This window comes from Streptomyces capitiformicae (assembly GCF_002214185.1).
In the GTDB taxonomy this organism is placed as follows: domain Bacteria; phylum Actinomycetota; class Actinomycetes; order Streptomycetales; family Streptomycetaceae; genus Streptomyces; species Streptomyces capitiformicae.
The window spans coordinates 3,014,546-3,030,311 of record NZ_CP022161.1; the positions used below are offsets into that span (position 1 = coordinate 3,014,546).

The 15,766-nt window shown below is 70.6% G+C and carries 14 protein-coding genes and 1 pseudogene; 9 read left to right on the forward strand and 6 right to left on the reverse strand.

All coding sequences use genetic code 11. The annotated features are described in order from the left end of the window. Positions 1–10: 10 nt before the first annotated feature. Positions 11–658 (forward strand): TetR family transcriptional regulator, encoded by a 648-nt coding sequence (locus CES90_RS13350; RefSeq protein WP_189784979.1) that lies wholly within the window; start codon positions 11–13, stop codon positions 656–658. 174 nt (positions 659–832) lie between these two features. Here CES90_RS13350 and def read toward each other — a convergent pair whose 3' ends face one another. Next, entirely contained in the window at positions 833–1,372 is a 540-nt protein-coding gene (gene def, locus CES90_RS13355; protein ID WP_189784980.1) for a peptide deformylase, read from the reverse strand. Positions 1,373–1,524: 152 nt separating this feature from the next. Between def and CES90_RS13360 the strand changes: the two genes are divergently transcribed. The 3 genes from CES90_RS13360 to CES90_RS13370 all read left to right on the forward strand — a co-directional run bounded on the left by CES90_RS13360 (position 1,525) and on the right by CES90_RS13370 (position 4,833). After that, positions 1,525–2,763 (forward strand): MurT ligase domain-containing protein, encoded by a 1,239-nt coding sequence (locus CES90_RS13360; RefSeq protein ID WP_189784981.1) that lies wholly within the window; start codon positions 1,525–1,527, stop codon positions 2,761–2,763. 23 nt (positions 2,764–2,786) lie between these two features. Then, entirely contained in the window at positions 2,787–3,515 is a 729-nt protein-coding gene (locus CES90_RS13365; protein WP_189784982.1) for a type 1 glutamine amidotransferase, read from the forward strand. 292 nt (positions 3,516–3,807) lie between these two features. Further along, positions 3,808–4,833 (forward strand): 6-phosphofructokinase, encoded by a 1,026-nt coding sequence (locus CES90_RS13370; protein WP_189784983.1) that lies wholly within the window; start codon positions 3,808–3,810, stop codon positions 4,831–4,833. Between the two features lie 154 nt (positions 4,834–4,987). Here CES90_RS13370 and CES90_RS51955 read toward each other — a convergent pair. Next, positions 4,988–6,116 (reverse strand): annotated as a pseudogene (locus tag CES90_RS51955) (hypothetical protein). 124 nt (positions 6,117–6,240) lie between these two features. Between CES90_RS51955 and CES90_RS13380 the strand changes: the two are divergent. The 4 genes from CES90_RS13380 to CES90_RS13395 all read left to right on the forward strand — a co-directional run bounded on the left by CES90_RS13380 (position 6,241) and on the right by CES90_RS13395 (position 10,985). Continuing rightward, positions 6,241–7,185: a cytochrome c oxidase assembly protein gene (locus tag CES90_RS13380; protein WP_189784984.1), complete on the forward strand. Its 945-nt coding sequence runs from the start codon at positions 6,241–6,243 to the stop codon at positions 7,183–7,185. A gap of 242 nt (positions 7,186–7,427) precedes the next feature. Further along, positions 7,428–8,867: a PASTA domain-containing protein gene (locus CES90_RS13385; RefSeq protein ID WP_232791319.1), complete on the forward strand. Its 1,440-nt coding sequence runs from the start codon at positions 7,428–7,430 to the stop codon at positions 8,865–8,867. A gap of 16 nt (positions 8,868–8,883) precedes the next feature. Further along, positions 8,884–10,815, forward strand: a complete 1,932-nt coding sequence (locus tag CES90_RS13390; RefSeq protein ID WP_189784986.1) for a serine/threonine-protein kinase — start codon at positions 8,884–8,886, stop codon at positions 10,813–10,815. Positions 10,816–10,829: 14 nt separating this feature from the next. Next, positions 10,830–10,985 carry a hypothetical protein gene (locus CES90_RS13395; protein WP_189784987.1) on the forward strand — a complete coding sequence of 52 codons (156 nt, stop codon included), beginning with the start codon at positions 10,830–10,832 and terminating at the stop codon, positions 10,983–10,985. A 33-nt stretch (positions 10,986–11,018) separates the two neighbouring features. On the opposite strand, the gene CES90_RS13400 is transcribed toward CES90_RS13395, so the two are convergent. Genes CES90_RS13400 through CES90_RS13415 form a run of 4 tightly spaced genes read right to left on the reverse strand, consistent with a single transcriptional unit; the run spans position 11,019 to position 15,162 of the window. Further along, entirely contained in the window at positions 11,019–12,251 is a 1,233-nt protein-coding gene (locus CES90_RS13400; RefSeq protein WP_189784988.1) for a sensor histidine kinase, read from the reverse strand. A gap of 3 nt (positions 12,252–12,254) precedes the next feature. Continuing rightward, positions 12,255–14,000, reverse strand: coding sequence for a sodium/solute symporter (locus CES90_RS13405; RefSeq protein ID WP_189784989.1), 1,746 nt, complete (start codon positions 13,998–14,000; stop codon positions 12,255–12,257). 37 nt (positions 14,001–14,037) lie between these two features. Continuing rightward, the gene (locus tag CES90_RS13410) at positions 14,038–14,397 is read right to left on the reverse strand and encodes a hypothetical protein (protein WP_189784990.1); all 360 of its coding nucleotides are present in this window, start codon (positions 14,395–14,397) and stop codon (positions 14,038–14,040) included. A gap of 9 nt (positions 14,398–14,406) precedes the next feature. Then, positions 14,407–15,162, reverse strand: a complete 756-nt coding sequence (locus tag CES90_RS13415) for a LytR/AlgR family response regulator transcription factor (RefSeq protein ID WP_189784991.1) — start codon at positions 15,160–15,162, stop codon at positions 14,407–14,409. Positions 15,163–15,253: 91 nt separating this feature from the next. Here CES90_RS13415 and CES90_RS13420 point away from each other — a divergent pair, with 91 nt between their 5' ends. Beyond that, the gene (locus CES90_RS13420) at positions 15,254–15,745 is read left to right on the forward strand and encodes an Lrp/AsnC family transcriptional regulator (RefSeq protein WP_189784992.1); all 492 of its coding nucleotides are present in this window, start codon (positions 15,254–15,256) and stop codon (positions 15,743–15,745) included. Positions 15,746–15,766: the final 21 nt, after the last annotated feature.

Below are 15,766 nucleotides of genomic sequence, written 5' to 3' on the forward strand. Positions count from 1 at the left end.
GGGAGACATCATGGACACCACGCAGCGGACCGATCAGGCACGGTCCGCCGACCGCCGTCGGCGCGAGCTGCTGGAAGCCGCGGACCGAGTGGTGCTCCGCGACGGCCCGGGGGCGTCGATGAACGCCATCGCCGCCGAGGCGGGCATCACCAAGCCGATCCTCTACCGCCACTTCGGCGACAAGGGCGGACTTTACGCCGCCCTTGCCAAGCGCCACACCGACGCCCTCCTGGACTCCCTGCGGGCCGCCCTGGACGCCCCCGCGGAGCGCCGCGAACGCGTCGAGGCCACCCTCGACACCTACCTGGCGGCCATCGAGGCCCGCCCCCAGGTGTACCGCTTCCTGATGCACCCGGCCGACGGCAGCCAGCCCGGCGTCGACCAGGGCTTCGACGTCGGCAAGCACTCCGCCCCCCTCCTTCGCCGCATGGGCGAGGAACTCGGCAAGGTCATCGAGGACCGCCTCGACCTCGGCCCCGACAGCCACCGACTCGCCCGCGTCTGGGGCCACGGCATCGTAGGCATGATGCACGCGGCAGGCGACTGGTGGCTCGGCGAACGCCCCTGCACGAGGGCGGAGTTGGTCCGCAGCCTGGCAGACCTGCTGTGGGGCCGCCTGGCGGCGGCGGGCGACAAGGTTGGCGGTCCGGGTTTCTGAGAGTTCTCCTTCTTGGCCGGGGCCGGGGCCGGGGCCGGGGCCGGGGATCGCGCCCCTACAGGGGCGCGGGGCTGTGTCGATTGCGGCTCCGCCACGATGGGGGTCCCTCCCGCTCGAGCGAAGCCGAGAGTGGGGGAGCGACCAGCCACAACGCACCCGCAGCCGCCAACGGGCTCACCGCCCCCACGGCGCCTTGGCGATCTTCCTCATCACCCGAGAACGCCGCCACCCCGAAAGCCGGTCCACATAAACCCTGCCCTCAAGATGATCGCACTCGTGCTGAAGGCACCGCGCGAAGAACCCACTCCCCCGCACCCGCACCCGATCCCCGTCCACCGTGAACCCCTCGACCACGGCCTCGTCGTACCGCTCCGTCCCCGCCTCCAGTCCGGGCAGCGACAGACACCCCTCGGGCCCCCGCAGCACGATCCCCTCCACCGAGACCAGCCGGGGGTTCACCACATGGCCGACATGCCGCACCTCGTCGTCGTCGGGGCAGTCGTAGACGAAAACCTTCAAACTCCGGCCCACCTGATTCGCGGCCAACCCCACACCCCGCGCGTCGTACATCGTCGCGAACATGTCCTCCACAAGCCGCTCCAGCTCACTCCCGAACTCCGTCACCTCTTCACACGGGGCGTGCAATACGGGATCGCCGAGCAGTGTCATGGGAAGAACACGCCCTCGGGCGCCGGGAATCGAGCCATGTCGCATGGCCGCAAGAGTACGTTCACACCCGACATCACCGGCCGAGCCGGTTTCAACGCCTCGGCGGGATTCGGGCACGTGAGTGGATCTCGATAGGCTTTGGTCCACACGTTGCCGGGACTGGGCGCGGCGCTGTACGCAAGGAGGATCGAGAACTGATGGCAGGCAACTCGGACCCGCTGACGCCGCGGGCCAAGCTGGCCGTGACGGCGGGCAAGGCGGTCGCGGCGGCATCCCGTGCCGCGGGACGCGGTAGCGGATCGGTGATCGGCGGCCGGGTGGCGCTCAAACTCGACCCCGACCTCCTCGCCCGGCTCGCACAGAGCCTCGACGTCGTCCTGGTCTCCGCCACCAACGGCAAGACCACGACCACCCGGCTGATCGCGGAAGCGCTCCGCGCCGCCGGCCCGGTCGTCTCGAACGCGCTCGGCGCGAACATGCCCGCGGGCATCACCTCGGCGCTCGCCGGGAACTCGGACGCCAAGTTCGGTGTCATCGAGGTCGACGAGAAGTACCTCGCCGGTGTGGCCCGGGACACGGACCCCAAGTGCATCGCGCTGCTCAACCTCTCCCGTGACCAGCTCGACCGGGCCGCCGAGACCCGCATGATGGCGGAGGCCTGGCGTGAGGGTCTGGCCGGCACCAAGGCCGTCATCGTGGCCAACTGCGACGACCCGCTGGTGGTGTGGGCCGCGTCGTCCTCCCCGAACGTGATCTGGGTCGCCGTCGGCCAGATGTGGAAGGACGACGCCTGGTCATGCCCGTCCTGCGGCGGTGTGATGCAGCGGCCGGGCGACGACTGGTTCTGCGGTGAGTGCGGTTTCCGCCGCCCCACGCCGAGCTGGGCGCTCTCCGGCGACCACGTCCTCGACCCGCACGGTTCGGCCTGGCCGATCCACCTCCAGCTGCCGGGCCGCGCCAACAAGGCGAACGCCGCCTCGTCGGCCGCCGTCGCCGCCGTCTTCGGCGTGCCGCCGCAGGTCGCCCTGGAACGCATGTATCAGGTGCAGGCCGTGGCCGGGCGCTACGACGTGGTGCAGTTCATGCAGCGCGACCTCAGACTGCTGCTCGCCAAGAACCCGGCGGGCTGGCTGGAGACGTTCTCGCTGATCGACCCGCCGCCGTCGCCGGTGATCCTGTCGGTGAACGCGCGCGGCGCCGACGGCACCGACACCTCCTGGCTGTGGGACGTCGACTACACCCGGCTGACCGGTCACCCGATCTTCGTCCTCGGCGACCGGAAGCTGGACCTCGCGGTACGTCTGGAGGTCGCGAACCAGCACTTCCAGGTCTGCGACAGCCTCGACCAGGCGGTGCAGATGTGCCCGCCGGGCCGGATCGAGGTCATCGCCAACTACACCGCGTTCCAGGACCTGCGCCGCCGCGTCGGCAACTGACCACGAGGACTCGAGGGGAACTCATGAGTGACAACAGCCTGCGGGTCGTCTGGGTCTACCCGGACCTGCTCAGCACCTACGGCGACCAGGGCAACGTCCTGGTCGTGGAGCGTCGGGCACGCCAGCGCGGCCTCGACGTCGCCCGTCTGGACGTACGCAGCGACCAGCCGATCCCGACCTCCGGCGACATCTATCTGATCGGCGGCGGCGAGGACCGGCCGCAGCGGCTCGCGGCCGAGCGGCTGCGCCGCGACGCGCATCTGTACCGGGCCGTGGAGAACGGCGCGATCGTCTTCGCGGTGTGCGCCGGCTACCAGATCCTCGGCCACGAGTTCGTCAACGACCTCGGGCAGCGCGAACCCGGCCTCGGTCTGCTCGACGTGGTCACGACGCGTGGTGAGGGCGAGCGGTGCGTCGGTGACGTCCTCGCGGACATCGACCCGCGCCTCGGGCTGCCCCAGCTGACCGGCTTCGAGAACCACCAGGGCATCACCCACCTCGGCCCCACCGCCCGCGCGTTCGCGCAGGTGCGGCTCGGCAAGGGCAACGGCACGGGCGACGGCACGGAGGGGGCGTACAACGACACCGTGTTCGGCACGTACATGCACGGTCCCGTGCTCGCGCGGAACCCGCAGATCGCCGACCTGCTGCTGAAGCTGGCGCTCGATGTGAACGCGCTGCCGCCGACCGACGACCGCTGGTTCGAGGCGCTGCGCAACGAGCGCATCGAGGCGGCCACGCAGCCCGCGTGAGTGGGGCCGAGCGTCTGAGAGGTCTGAGAGGTCTGAGAGGTCTGAGAGGTCTGAGAAACGGTTCCTCAGCAGCCGAACCGGAGCCTGTCCGAAAGCCCATGCGACAGCCCGTCTGAAGGCGCCTCCGCTCACGTGTGACAGCCCGTCTGACCAGGGCTCCGCTCACCTGTGCGGGGGCGTCCAGCAGGCGGACGCCCGCTACGGCGACGCCCCCTGTCGCCGGTAGGGTGGCGGGGATTCCTGCCGGACAGCGCGGTCCGGACCCGGCCCACGTTGAGAAGGTATTCGGGCTATGCGCATTGGTGTCCTCACGTCCGGCGGCGACTGTCCCGGGCTGAACGCCGTCATCCGGTCCGTCGTGCACCGTGCCGTCGTCGACCACGGCGACGAGGTCATCGGCTTCCGGGACGGCTGGAAAGGTCTCCTGGAGTGCGACTACCTCAAGCTCGACCTCGACGCCGTGGCCGGCATCCTGGCCCGCGGCGGCACGATCCTCGGTTCCTCCCGGGTCCAGCCCTCGCATCTGCGGGACGGTGTGGAGCGGGCGAAGGGCCATGTCGAGGAGCTCGGTCTCGACGCGATCATCCCCATCGGCGGTGAGGGCACGCTCAAGGCGGCCCGGCTGATGTCGGACAACGGCCTGCCCGTCGTGGGTGTGCCGAAGACCATCGACAACGACATCGCGGTCACGGACGTCACCTTCGGCTTCGACACGGCCGTGGGGGTGGCGACCGAGGCGCTGGACCGGCTGAAGACCACCGCCGAGTCCCACCAGCGGGTCCTCGTCGTGGAGGTCATGGGCCGCCACACCGGCTGGATCGCGCTCCACTCCGGCATGGCGGCCGGCGCGCACGCCATCGTCGTACCGGAACGTCCCTTCGACATCGAGGAGCTGGCGGCGCGGGTCGGCGATCGCTTCGAGGCGGGCAAGCGGTTCGCGATCGTGGTGGCGGCGGAGGGGGCCAAGCCTCAGCCCGGGTCCATGGAGTTCGACGAGGGCGGCAAGGACATCTACGGGCACGAGCGGTTCGCAGGGATCGCGCGGCAGCTGTCGGTGGAGCTGGAGGCACGCCTCGGGAAGGAGGCGCGGCCGGTGATCCTCGGGCATGTGCAGCGAGGCGGTACGCCGACCGCGTACGACCGGGTACTGGCGACTCGCTTCGGGTGGCATGCCGTCGAGGCCGTCCACCGTGGGGAGTTCGGGAAGATGACGGCTCTTCGGGGCACCGACATCGTGATGGTGCCGTTGGCCGAGGCCGTGGAGACGCTGAAGACCGTTCCGGAGGAGCGGTACGCCGAGGCGGAGTGTGTCCTCTGAGTCGGGGTGGAGGGCGCCGCTCCCGGTGCCAAGCGCTCCGCTGGAAGTGTCGGGTTATGCCGTCTGGCGACTGCGGCGCCGTCGTGGCTGGTCGCGCAGTTCTCCGCACCCCTTTGGGGCGCTGCCGAACCGCAGTCGACTTCGCCAGACCCGCTCAGGACCGGGCGGCGTCCTTGACTGAGGCTGTGGCGTCGGTGGTCTCCCCTCGGCCCGCGGCCACCCGCAGGATCACAGCGGCAGCAGCTCCCGCCACCAAGCCCCAGGTCAGGGCGGCCGGGACTCCGGCGCCCAGGCCCGTGGACAGACGCAGCAGGCCCAGGGGCAGGTTCCAGCCGTCCAGGGCCATCCGCACCAGCTGACTCGCCAGCAGTCCGAGAACGGTCGCGCACACAGCGCCTACCGCCATCGCCGGGACCGTGACCCGGGTGAGCAGCCCGAGCAGCCGCCGCAGGGCCCACCACACCACGGCGAGCAGCAGTACATCGGCGACGCGGTACAGGAGCCACTCCCCGGACGGGGCGCCCGTCGGGCCCGCCCAGGCGCCGAGCAGCAGCCACTGGCCCAGGAGGTCGCCCGGTTCGGCGAACAGGCCGTGCCCAGAGGGGCCGTCTGGATGGCGGCGGCGACCCGCCGGTACGAGAGGGCCACCAGCGACAGTGCGATCACCGCGGTCCCGAGGGAGGCGGCCAGCCGGACGGCGCGCACTGGGATGTCCACGTGCGCCGGGTCCCGCGGTTCGGTCGCCTGGGTGGTGAGCCGCGCCACGAGCACGGTCACCGTCGCCGCGAGCAGGGCCACCACGACCACGATCTGTTGCCCGGCGGAGATCGCGCTCGCCAGGTTCGGCAGGAACTCGCCAGGTTCGGCAGGAAGCGGTAACTCCCGTGTCCCTGCGCGGCGATCAGCCATGGCGCGGAGACGGTCACCGCCAGCGTTCCGGCGACCAGACCTCAGGCCCACACCGCGAGAAGCGCCGCCGGCACGCGGCCGCGCACCGGCGGCGGCCTGCGGACCAGCAGCAGCGCCCCCGCCATGAAGAAGGCGAGGACCGCGACATGCCGGATCTGCAGCGCCGTCGCGTACAGCTCGCCGTTCACGGAGGTCGGAGGGGCGTACGACCAAGGGATCAGCCAGCGGCCGAGTTCGACGGTGCCGTCGATGCCGAGCACTCTGGTGGCGCCGGGCAGTCGCAGCGCCTCCGCGCCGGCGCCCGCCCACCACAGAAGTACGGTCATCGAGAGGGCGCCGACCAGGACCGGTATGGCTGCGCGCCGGTATGTCATCTGTTCTCCCCCGTGTAGTTCGTGCGGGACCATGTTGCCCTGCCCCCGGTCGTAATGATCAGTGGCAGCGGTTCTAGTCTGGGGACGCAATGCGTCAACCCCCCACGAATCAGGAGCCGGCGTCATGGATCACAGCGGGCATGGCATGGATCTCTTGCCCTTCACCTTGGGGCGAGGACTTGCCTGGTCGGCGGATCCGTTCTTCCTTGTCGGCTGTCTGCTGGGGTTGGCCCTGTACGGGTGGGGGGTCGTGCGGCTCGTTCGGCGGGGGGACAAGTGGCCCGTCGGACGTACCGTCTCCTTCGTCGTCGGCGTGCTGCTCGTTCTGCTCGTGACCTGCACCGGGTTGAACGACTACGGCATGGTCATGTTCAGCGTGCACATGGTGCAGCACATGGTGATCAGCATGTTGGCGCCGATCATGTTGTTGCTGGGGGCGCCGATCACGTTGGCGCTGCGGGCGTTGCCGGTGGCGGGGAAGGGGCGTAAGGGGCCGCGTGAGCTGTTGCTGATGCTGCTGCACAGCTGGTACATGCGGATCGTCACGCACCCGGCGTTCACGATCCCGATGTTCATCGCGAGCCTGTACGCGCTGTACTTCACGCCGCTGTTCGACTTCCTGATGGGGTCGAAGCCGGGGCACGTCGCGATGATGCTGCACTTCCTCGCGGTCGGACTGTTCTTCTTCTGGCCGATCATGGGCGTGGACCCGGGGCCACACCGGCCGGGCCATCTGATGCGGATGCTGGAACTGTTCGCGGGCATGCCGTTCCACGCGTTCTTCGGTATCGCGTTGATGATGGCGTCCGCGCCGATGGTGAAGACGTACGAGGACCCGCCCGCCTCCCTCGGCATCGACGCGCTCGCCGACCAGAACGCGGCCGGTGGCATCGCCTGGGCGTTCAGCGAGATTCCCTCGGTGCTGGTGCTGCTCGCGCTGCTTTTCCAGTGGTACCGCTCCGAGCAGCGGCAGGCCCGGCGCAAGGACCGGGCTGCCGACCGGGACGGCGACAAGGAACTCGAGGCGTACAACGCCTATCTGGCCTCACTCAACGCACGCAGTCACTGAGCCACAATTCTTTTTCGGGCCTCATTTCTTTTGTTTGGCCACACGACCGCACTTTTGTTTTTTCCTTGACTGAGAGGCTTTGCCGTTCAGTAGCATGATGCGTGAGCCCTGCTTCCGCTCTGCGGGGCGACGGGGGAAAACCGCCAGGGGGAGCGGTCATGACAATTCATGCATGCTTGCGAACATGTTTGCGAAAGGCTGGGAAATCGGCTGCCCGGAGGATCGCCGTCCTGGTAGTGGGGGTGGTGATCCTCAGCGGATGCGGTGACTCGGTTCCGACGTTCTTCGCGGTGAAGGCGGTGGCCGCGGGCGTACCGTCCCTGGCTCCCTTCTTCGACGAGGGCGAGCGGCTGGGCCGGGACGAGCCCGGCATCGCCTCCCAGGAGCCGCACAGCGGTCTGCAGCAGGGCAACACACCAGGGCTCTACGGTGGCACGCGGAAGCCGAACGTCTGCGACGTCGACAAACTCGAGGATTTCCTCAACGACCCCAAGAACAAGAAAAAGGCTCAGGTATGGGCCGACATCGCGGGCGTGAAAATCGACGGCATCGGGAATTATCTCGACGATCTCACGCCCGTTCTTCTGCGTCACGACACCCTCGTGAAGAATCACGACTACAAGAAGGGCAAGGGTGTCCCGTTCGACGCGCTGCTGGAGGCGGGCATCGCCGTATTGGTGGACGAACAGGGTCTGCCCGCCGTGAAGTGCAGCTGCGGAAACCCGTTGCGGGCGTTCGACGAGGACCCCCAGCGCATCAAGGTCGAATTCGACGACGACAACAAGAAGTGGGACGGCTACGACGAGTCCGCCCTGGTCGTCGTCAAGCCGGCGCCCGAGCAGCTGAAGGAGATCAAGCTCGTCGATGTCGAGGACTCCGACACGGGCATCAGCCGGGAGGTCGGCTCGACGGGCGAGTCCGACGAGACGTTCGACACGCGTGAGCGGCAGGCGGTGCCGCGTGTGCAGGGGATGACGTTCAGCCAGGCCAGTGAGGCCATGGCCGCCAAGGGCCTCGCGGTGACGGTCGCAGGGGACGAGATGCCGCCGGGTGACGCGCCGGTGACCGGGTCGGAGCCAGGACCGGGCACCGAGTTGGAGTTCGGTGCGGCCGTGGCGCTGAACGTGGACTGGCCCGAGGACAGGAACCAGGACAAGGGCGGGTCCACGCATACGCCGAGCGGGCCCGAGCCCACGGGTACGGGCACAGGTACGGGTCCTGGTCCGACCGGTCCCTCGGGGAGGGACTCCTCGTCGCCGGGCGGCGGCGGCACCCCCGAGGAGACCGGGTCGCCGGAGCCCAGCGACACGCCCTCGCGGACCGAGTCCTCGCCGGAGCCCAGCGACACACCGTCGGCGACCAGGTCGAGCCCCGAAAAGCCCACACCGAGCCCGACGCCCACTCCCACACCGACTCCGACGCCGAAACCGACCCCCACCCCGACCCAGACGCCCTCCAAGTCGAGTGCGCCGCCTCCCCCGCCGCCCCCCGAACCCAGTACGCCGGAGGTCAGTCCCACCAGCGTCGCCCCGCCGCCGGATCCCGAACCGTCCAGCGATCCCCCGTCCGAGACCCCGGGAGATCCCGGAGGCGATCCCGGAGACCCAGGAGGAGACCCCGGAGATCCCGGAGGCGATCCGGCAGACCCCGTCGAGGACCCGGCCCAGCCCGTGCGGCTCTGAACCCTGGGAGTGACCGATGCAGTCAGGAGCACCCCATTCGGGAGTCGGCCGGGTCATCGCCGACCGCTACCACCTGCTGAACCAGCTGGGCAGCGGCGGCATGGGCCATGTCTGGCTCGCGCACGACCAGCAGTTGGACTGCGAGGTCGCGCTCAAGGAGATCGTGTTCGGCAGTCCCGGCGAGGAGGAGCGGGACCGCACGGCCCGGGTCGCACGGGCCCGCGCGGAGGCCCGGCACGCCGCCGGACTGCGCGGCCACCCGAACGTGGTCACCGTGCACGACGTCCTGGAGCACGAGGAACTGCCCTGGATCGTCATGGAATACGTGCCGGGCGCCCTCGACCTCAAGGCGCTCGTCACCCAGCGCGGGCCCCTCGCGCCGGCCGAGTGCGCCCGCATCGGGCTCGCCGTGCTGGACGCGCTGACCGCCGGGCACGAGCGAGGCGTCATGCACCGGGACGTCAAACCCGCCAACATCCTGCTCGCGCCCGACCGCACCGGGTCGCCGTACGCCCGGGTCCTGCTCACCGACTACGGCATCTCCGTCCAGCCCGACACCCAGGAGACCCGGTACACCCGTACCCACGTCCTGGTCGGCACCGCCGGATATCTGGCACCCGAGCGGGCGCAGGGCGGGCCGCCGACCGCCGCGGCCGACCTGTTCTCGCTGGGCTGCACGCTGTACTACGCCGTCGAGGGGTACGGGCCCTTCGACCGGGACTCGGAGATCGCGGCCCTGACCGCGGTCGTCCTGGAGGAACCGCGGCCGACGCTGCGCGCGGGAGCCCTGGAGTCGCTGCTGGCCGCCATGCTCGCCAAGGACCCCGTGCGCCGGATCACCGCCGCCGAGACCGAGGCCGCGCTCTCCGCCATCGTGACGCCCCAGGTCCACCCCCGCACCGAGCCCGACCTCGGCTCCCAGCCGCAGTGGGCCGGCGAGAGGACGCACACGGTGGAGCCCGAGGTCATCGGCTCCGGGGTGCGCCACGAGACGCCGTGGTATCCGCCGGAGGCCCCCTCCGCCTGGGCCCCCTCCCCCGGCCAGGGCTTCTGCGCTCCCCCACGAACCACCGGTACGACCGGCACGGCCGGTACCACCGGGCGGCACCGTTTTCACCGCAGCAAGGCCCTGCTCGCCGGCGTCGCGACCGCGCTGGGCCTGACCCTGCTGGTGGGCGGTGGCTGGTACGCGATGGGGAACCTGCCGGGTGGCGGCGTCGGCGGCAGCGGAGGTCAGGCGCTGCCGTACGGGGAGGCCGTAGGGCTGGCCGAGCCCCTGAAGGACGGCGACTGCGTGGACGTCAGCTGGACCGACGCCCGGTTCGAGGGCACGCCGCGTCTCCGATTGGTGCCGGAGTGCACGGGGTCCGCGATGGACGGACAGGTGATGGCCTTCTACGAGGCGTCCTCCGCCGAGGACGCCGAGGCGGGCGGGGCCGCCCAGTGCGAACAGCTCACCGAGGAGGACCGCGGGAATCTCGTGGACATCCGCTCCTACCCGGTGCTCCCGACCGACGACGGCTTCGACGCAGCGGGGCACCGTGTCGCCTGTCTGCTGCTGGGCGAGCGCAGGCCGGTGTACGGGCCGATCGGGCGCCACCGTCAGGTGGGCAGCACCGTGTTCGTCGATACGGCCACCATGCAGAAGCAGGACTGCCTCGAACCGATCTCCGAGACCAAGGCCCGGCTCGTCCCGTGCCAGGACCGCCATCGGCAGAAAGTCCTCGGCTTCCACGAGATGCCCGCCGACACGACCTACGAACAGGCGACCACCAAGGCACTGGCCGCCTGCGCGAGGAACGTGCCCCCGGAGGAGTACGGCTACGAGGACGCCGCCACCCGCTCCGACTCCTGGATCAGCGAGGACGGCTGGAAAAAGGGCGCCCATTACGTCGTCTGTACTGTCATTTCCGCCAGCGGGGGCACCATGGAGGGAGAAGAAGCCTGAGAAGGGGTGTCGCGATGCCCGGTTCGACGAAGGCCATGGGGGTGCTCACCGTAGGTGGGCTGGTCGTGGTGACGGCCTACACGGTGGCGCTCGGCAGCAACGGCTGGCTGTGGTTCGGATGGGTCGTCCTCGGCCTGCTGACGCTCGGGATGGTGGCGTCGCGCACCTGAGGCCCGCGCCCGGGGCCTTCGAACGCCGGGCCTTCAGACACCGGGCATTCCTCCGTCCGGGTGTACGCCCGGCTGGTATTTCGGCAGCCGGGCGGTGATCTTCATGCCCGCGCCGACCGCGGTCTCGATGACGAGGCCGTGGTCGTCGCCGTAGACCTGGCGGAGCCGTTCGTCGACGTTGCTGAGGCCGATGCCGCCCGAAGGGCTGACGTCGCCGGCCAGGATGCGGCGGAGCAGCGCGGGGTCCATGCCGACGCCGTCGTCCTCGATGACGACGAGCGCCTCGGCGCCCGCGTCCTGGGCGGTGATGCTGATGTGGCTCTTGCCCGCTGCGGTCACGGTCCGGCCTTCGAGGCCGTGTTTGACGGCGTTCTCGACCAGGGGCTGGAGGCAGAGGAAGGGCAGGGTGACCGGCAGGACCTCGGGGGCGATCTGGAGGGTGACGGAGAGACGGTCGCCGAAGCGGGCCCGTACGAGTGCCAAGTAGTGGTCGATGGCGTGGAGTTCGTCGGCGAGGGTGGTGAAGTCGCCGTGCCTGCGGAACGAGTAGCGGGTGAAGTCGGCGAATTCCAGGAGGAGTTCACGGGCGCGCTCGGGGTCGGTGCGGACGAACGAGGCGATCACCGCGAGTGAGTTGAAGATGAAGTGCGGGGAGATCTGGGCGCGCAGGGCCTTGATCTCGGCCTCTATCAGACGGGTGCGGGACTGGTCGAGATCGGCGAGTTCGAGCTGTACGGAGACCCACCGGGCGACTTCGCCGGCGGCTCGTACGAGGACGGCGGACTCCAGGGGCGCGCAGGCGACGAGTGCGCCGTGGACGCGGTCGTCGACGGTGAGGGGGGCGACGACGGCCCAGCGCACCGGGCAGTCGATGATGTCGCAGGTCAGGCGGAAGGCCTCGCCGCGGCCGCTCTCCAGGGGGCCCGCCAGCCGTTCCATGATCTCGGCGCGGTGGTGCGCCCCCACGCCCTCCCAGACGAGGACCGACTCGTGGTCGGTGAGGCACAGCGCGTCCGTGCCGAGCAGGGTGCGCAGCCGCTTGGCGGACCTGCGGGCCGTCTCCTCGGTGAGGCCGGCGCGCAGCGGGGGTGCGGCGAGCGTCGCGGTGTGCAGGGTCTGGAAGGTGGCGTGCTCGACGGGCGTGCCGAGCCCGCCGAGGCTGCTGCGGGGCCTCGCGGTGCGGCGACCGAGCCAGAATCCTGCCGCGAGCAGCGGGAGCACGGCTACGAAGAGCCCCGCGAGGAAGCCGCTGACCTCACCGCTCATCGCTCACCGCCGCCATAGTTCGATCTCCTTCGACGCCGCCCGTGACTGGCCGCCCACCAGTTCCTCCGGCAGGTGGAAGCGCGCCAGGATCGCTGCTGTGCCTGCCGGGACCTTGCTCGGGGTGGACAGGGAGACCAGGGTCATCGTCAGGAAGCCGAGGGGGACGGACCAGAGGGCGGGCCAGGCCAGGAGGGCGTGGAGGGCGCCGGTGTCGGGGAAGCCGGCCATGGTCGCGGCGACCGCGAGGAGCGCCGAGCCGCCGCCGACCAGCATGCCGGCGGCGGCGCCCGGCGGGGTCAGGCGGCGCCACCAGATGCCGAGGACGAGGAGGGGGCAGAAGGAGGAGGCGGACACGGCGAAGGCGAGTCCGACCGCGTCGGCGACCGGAAGGCCGCCCACCAGGACGCTCGCGGCGAGCGGTACGGCCATGGCGAGGACCGTGCCGAGCCGGAAGTGCCGTACGCCCCGTGAGGGCAGTACGTCCTGGGTGAGGACGCCGGCGACGGCCATCGTGAGCCCGGACGCGGTGGACAGGAACGCCGCGAAGGCGCCGCCCGCCACCAGTGCGCCAAGGAGGTCGCCGCCGAGCCCGCCGATCATGCGGTCCGGGAGGAGGAGTACGGCCGCGTCGGCGTCGCCGGTGAGGGTGAGGTCGGGGGCGTAGAGCCTGCTGAGGGCGCCGTAGACCGGTGGGAGGAGGTAGAAGGCGCCGATCAGGCCGAGGACGACGACCGTGGTGCGGCGGGCGGCGACGCCGTGCGGGCTGGTGTAGAAGCGGACGACGACGTGGGGCAGGCCCATGGTGCCGAGGAAGGTGGCGAGGATCAGCCCGTACGTGGCGTACAGCGGGCGTTCCTCGCGGCCGGCGGCGAGGGAGGTGGACATGCCGCCGTTGCTGCCGCGGTCGGCGACGGGGACGGCGTCGCCCTTGGTGAAGGTCAGTCGGGTGCCCTGCTCGATGCGGTGGGTGCCCGTGGGCAGGTCGACGCGGCTGTCCTCGTAGCGGCGGCCGTCGACCGTGCCGGAGGCGGTGACGGTCAGTGGGCTCGCGAGTTTGAGGTCGAGGCTCTCGTCGACGTGGACGACACGCTGTTCGCGGAACCGGGCGGGCTCGTCGAAGGCGTGGCGCGGGGCGCCGTCGCCCTGCCAGGCGAGGACGAGGAAGAGCGCGGGGACCAGGAGGGCGGTGAGCTTGAGCCAGTACTGGAAAGCCTGGACGAAGGTGATGCTGCGCATGCCGCCGGCGGCGACCGTGGCGGAGACGACGACGGCGACGATCACCCCGCCGGCCCACTCGGGGGCGTCGGTGAGCACGTTCAACGTCAGCCCGGCGCCCTGGAGTTGGGGCAGGAGGTAGAGCCAGCCGACGCCGACCACGAAGGCCCCGGCGAGGCGTCGTACCGTCTTGGAGGCGAGCCGGGCCTCGGCGAAGTCCGGCAGGGTGTACGCGCCGGAGCGGCGCAGCGGGGCCGCGACGAACAGCAACAGCACCAGGTAGCCGGCCGTGTAGCCGACCGGGTACCAGAGCATGTCGGGGCCCTGGACCAGGACGAGGCCCGCGATGCCCAGGAACGAGGCGGCGGACAGGTACTCGCCGCTGATCGCGGCCGCGTTGAGGCGGGGGCCGACGGTGCGGGAGGCGACGTAGAAGTCGGAGGTGGTCCGGGATATGCGCAGGCCGAAGGCGCCGACGAAGACGGTGGCCACGACGACGAGGGCGACGGCGGGGACGGCGTAGTTCTCGTTCATGAGTTCACGGCGTTCATGAGGTCAGGGTCCCGTCGCCTCAGCGGTCCTCGACGAGCCGTACGAGGTCCTGCTCGTTGCGTTCGGCGCGGCGTACGTGCCAGCGGGCGAGGAGGACCAGCGGCGGATAGATACCGAAGCCGAGGACGGCCCACTCCAGGCCGGCGCCGTCCGGCATCGCGGCGAAGACCAGGGGCAGCGGGGCGACCAGCAGGACCAGGACCGCGAACACGGCGAGGGCGGCGCGGAGCTGGCTGCGCATGAGGGAGCGGACGTAGGTGTGGCCGAGGGTGGTCTGTTCGTCGATCTCGGTGCGCGGGCGGTGGTGGCTGGGGCCGCGGCGGGCGCGGCGGGGCGGGCCGGTGACGACGACGCGGCGTTCGGTGGGGTCGTGGGGCATGCCATCTCCTCAGCCCGTGGTCCGGCGCATCAGCAGGTCGCGCAGTTCGCGGGCGTGTCGACGGCTGACCTGGAGTTCCACCGAGCCTACGAGAACGCTGACCGTGCCCGCGTCGAGGCGGAGCTCACCGACGTGACGCAGGGCGACCAGGTGACGGCGGTGGATGCGGACGAAGCCGCGGGCGCGCCAGCGTTCCTCGAGGGTGGAGAGCGGGATGCGGACGAGGTGGCTGCCCTGCGAGGTGTGCAGGCGGGCGTAGTCGCCCTGGGCCTCGACATGGGTGATGTCGTCGACGGTGACGAAGCGGGTCACTCCGCCGAGCTCGACGGGTATCTGGTCGGGGTCGGGTTCGTGGACCGGTATCGGCGGGGCCGCGTCGCGGAGCTGGGCGGCCCGGCGTATCGCCTCGGCGAGGCGTTCCCGGCGGACGGGTTTGAGGACGTAGTCGACGGCCTTGAGGTCGAAGGCCTGGACGGCGAAGCCCTCGTGCGCGGTGACGAAGACGACGAGCGGGGGCCGGGCGAAGCCCGTGAGGAGGCGGGCGAGGTCGAGGCCGTCGAGTCCGGCCATGTGGATGTCGAGGAAGACGACGTCGATCGCGTCGGGCCCGTCGGGGCCGGACTCCAGGGCGCGGTTGATGCGGCGCAGTGCCTCGGTGGCGTCGCTCGCGCCCTCGGCGCTGCCGATCCGCGGATCCGCGTTCAGCAGGTACAGCAGCTCCTCGAGGGAGGGTTTTTCGTCATCGACGGCGAGCGCGCGCAGCATGAACGTGGAGTGTAGGAGCAATTCGTACGCCTGCACACGGGCACGCTCCACATGGGGTCCACGGAGGGGTGCCGCTGGATACAGTGCCCCCATGAACAGCAAGTCGGCGGCGTTCGACGAGCTCGATCGCAAGATCATCACGGCGCTCATGGCGAACGCCAGGACCAGCTTCGCCGAGATCGGCTCGACCGTCGGTCTTTCGGCCACCGCGGTCAAGCGGCGGGTGGACCGGCTGCGTGAGACGGGGGTGATCACCGGGTTCACGGCGACGGTACAGCCGGCGGCGCTCGGCTGGCGCACGGAGGCGTACGTGGAGGTGTACTGCGAGGGCGCGGCGCCGCCCCGGCGGCTCGCGGAGGTCGTACGCAACCATCCGGAGATCACCGCGGCGATGACGGTGACCGGTGGTGCCGACGCGCTGCTGCATGTGCGGGCCGTCGACGTGGAGCACTTCGAGGAGGTGCTGGAGCGGATCCGCGCGGAGCCGTTCATCCGGAAGACGATCAGTTACATGGTGCTGTCGCACCTGCTACCGGAGGCGCCGGAGGCGGGCGCGACACAGGACGCAGCGAACGTGCGCTGAGATCGCCGAACACGCAGCATT

Bases quoted from the DNA above. Each gene is read 5' to 3' on its own strand.
- CES90_RS13350 (WP_189784979.1), top strand. From the start codon at position 11: ATGGACACCACGCAGCGGACCGATCAGGCACGGTCCGCCGACCGCCGT.
- def (WP_189784980.1), bottom strand. From the start codon at position 1,372: ATGCGACATGGCTCGATTCCCGGCGCCCGAGGGCGTGTTCTTCCCATG.
- CES90_RS13360 (WP_189784981.1), top strand. From the start codon at position 1,525: ATGGCAGGCAACTCGGACCCGCTGACGCCGCGGGCCAAGCTGGCCGTG.
- CES90_RS13365 (WP_189784982.1), top strand. From the start codon at position 2,787: ATGAGTGACAACAGCCTGCGGGTCGTCTGGGTCTACCCGGACCTGCTC.
- CES90_RS13370 (WP_189784983.1), top strand. From the start codon at position 3,808: ATGCGCATTGGTGTCCTCACGTCCGGCGGCGACTGTCCCGGGCTGAAC.
- CES90_RS13380 (WP_189784984.1), top strand. From the start codon at position 6,241: ATGGATCACAGCGGGCATGGCATGGATCTCTTGCCCTTCACCTTGGGG.
- CES90_RS13390 (WP_189784986.1), top strand. From the start codon at position 8,884: ATGCAGTCAGGAGCACCCCATTCGGGAGTCGGCCGGGTCATCGCCGAC.
- CES90_RS13395 (WP_189784987.1), top strand. From the start codon at position 10,830: ATGCCCGGTTCGACGAAGGCCATGGGGGTGCTCACCGTAGGTGGGCTG.
- CES90_RS13400 (WP_189784988.1), bottom strand. From the start codon at position 12,251: ATGAGCGGTGAGGTCAGCGGCTTCCTCGCGGGGCTCTTCGTAGCCGTG.
- CES90_RS13405 (WP_189784989.1), bottom strand. From the start codon at position 14,000: ATGAACGAGAACTACGCCGTCCCCGCCGTCGCCCTCGTCGTCGTGGCC.
- CES90_RS13410 (WP_189784990.1), bottom strand. From the start codon at position 14,397: ATGCCCCACGACCCCACCGAACGCCGCGTCGTCGTCACCGGCCCGCCC.
- CES90_RS13415 (WP_189784991.1), bottom strand. From the start codon at position 15,162: ATGCTGCGCGCGCTCGCCGTCGATGACGAAAAACCCTCCCTCGAGGAG.
- CES90_RS13420 (WP_189784992.1), top strand. From the start codon at position 15,254: ATGAACAGCAAGTCGGCGGCGTTCGACGAGCTCGATCGCAAGATCATC.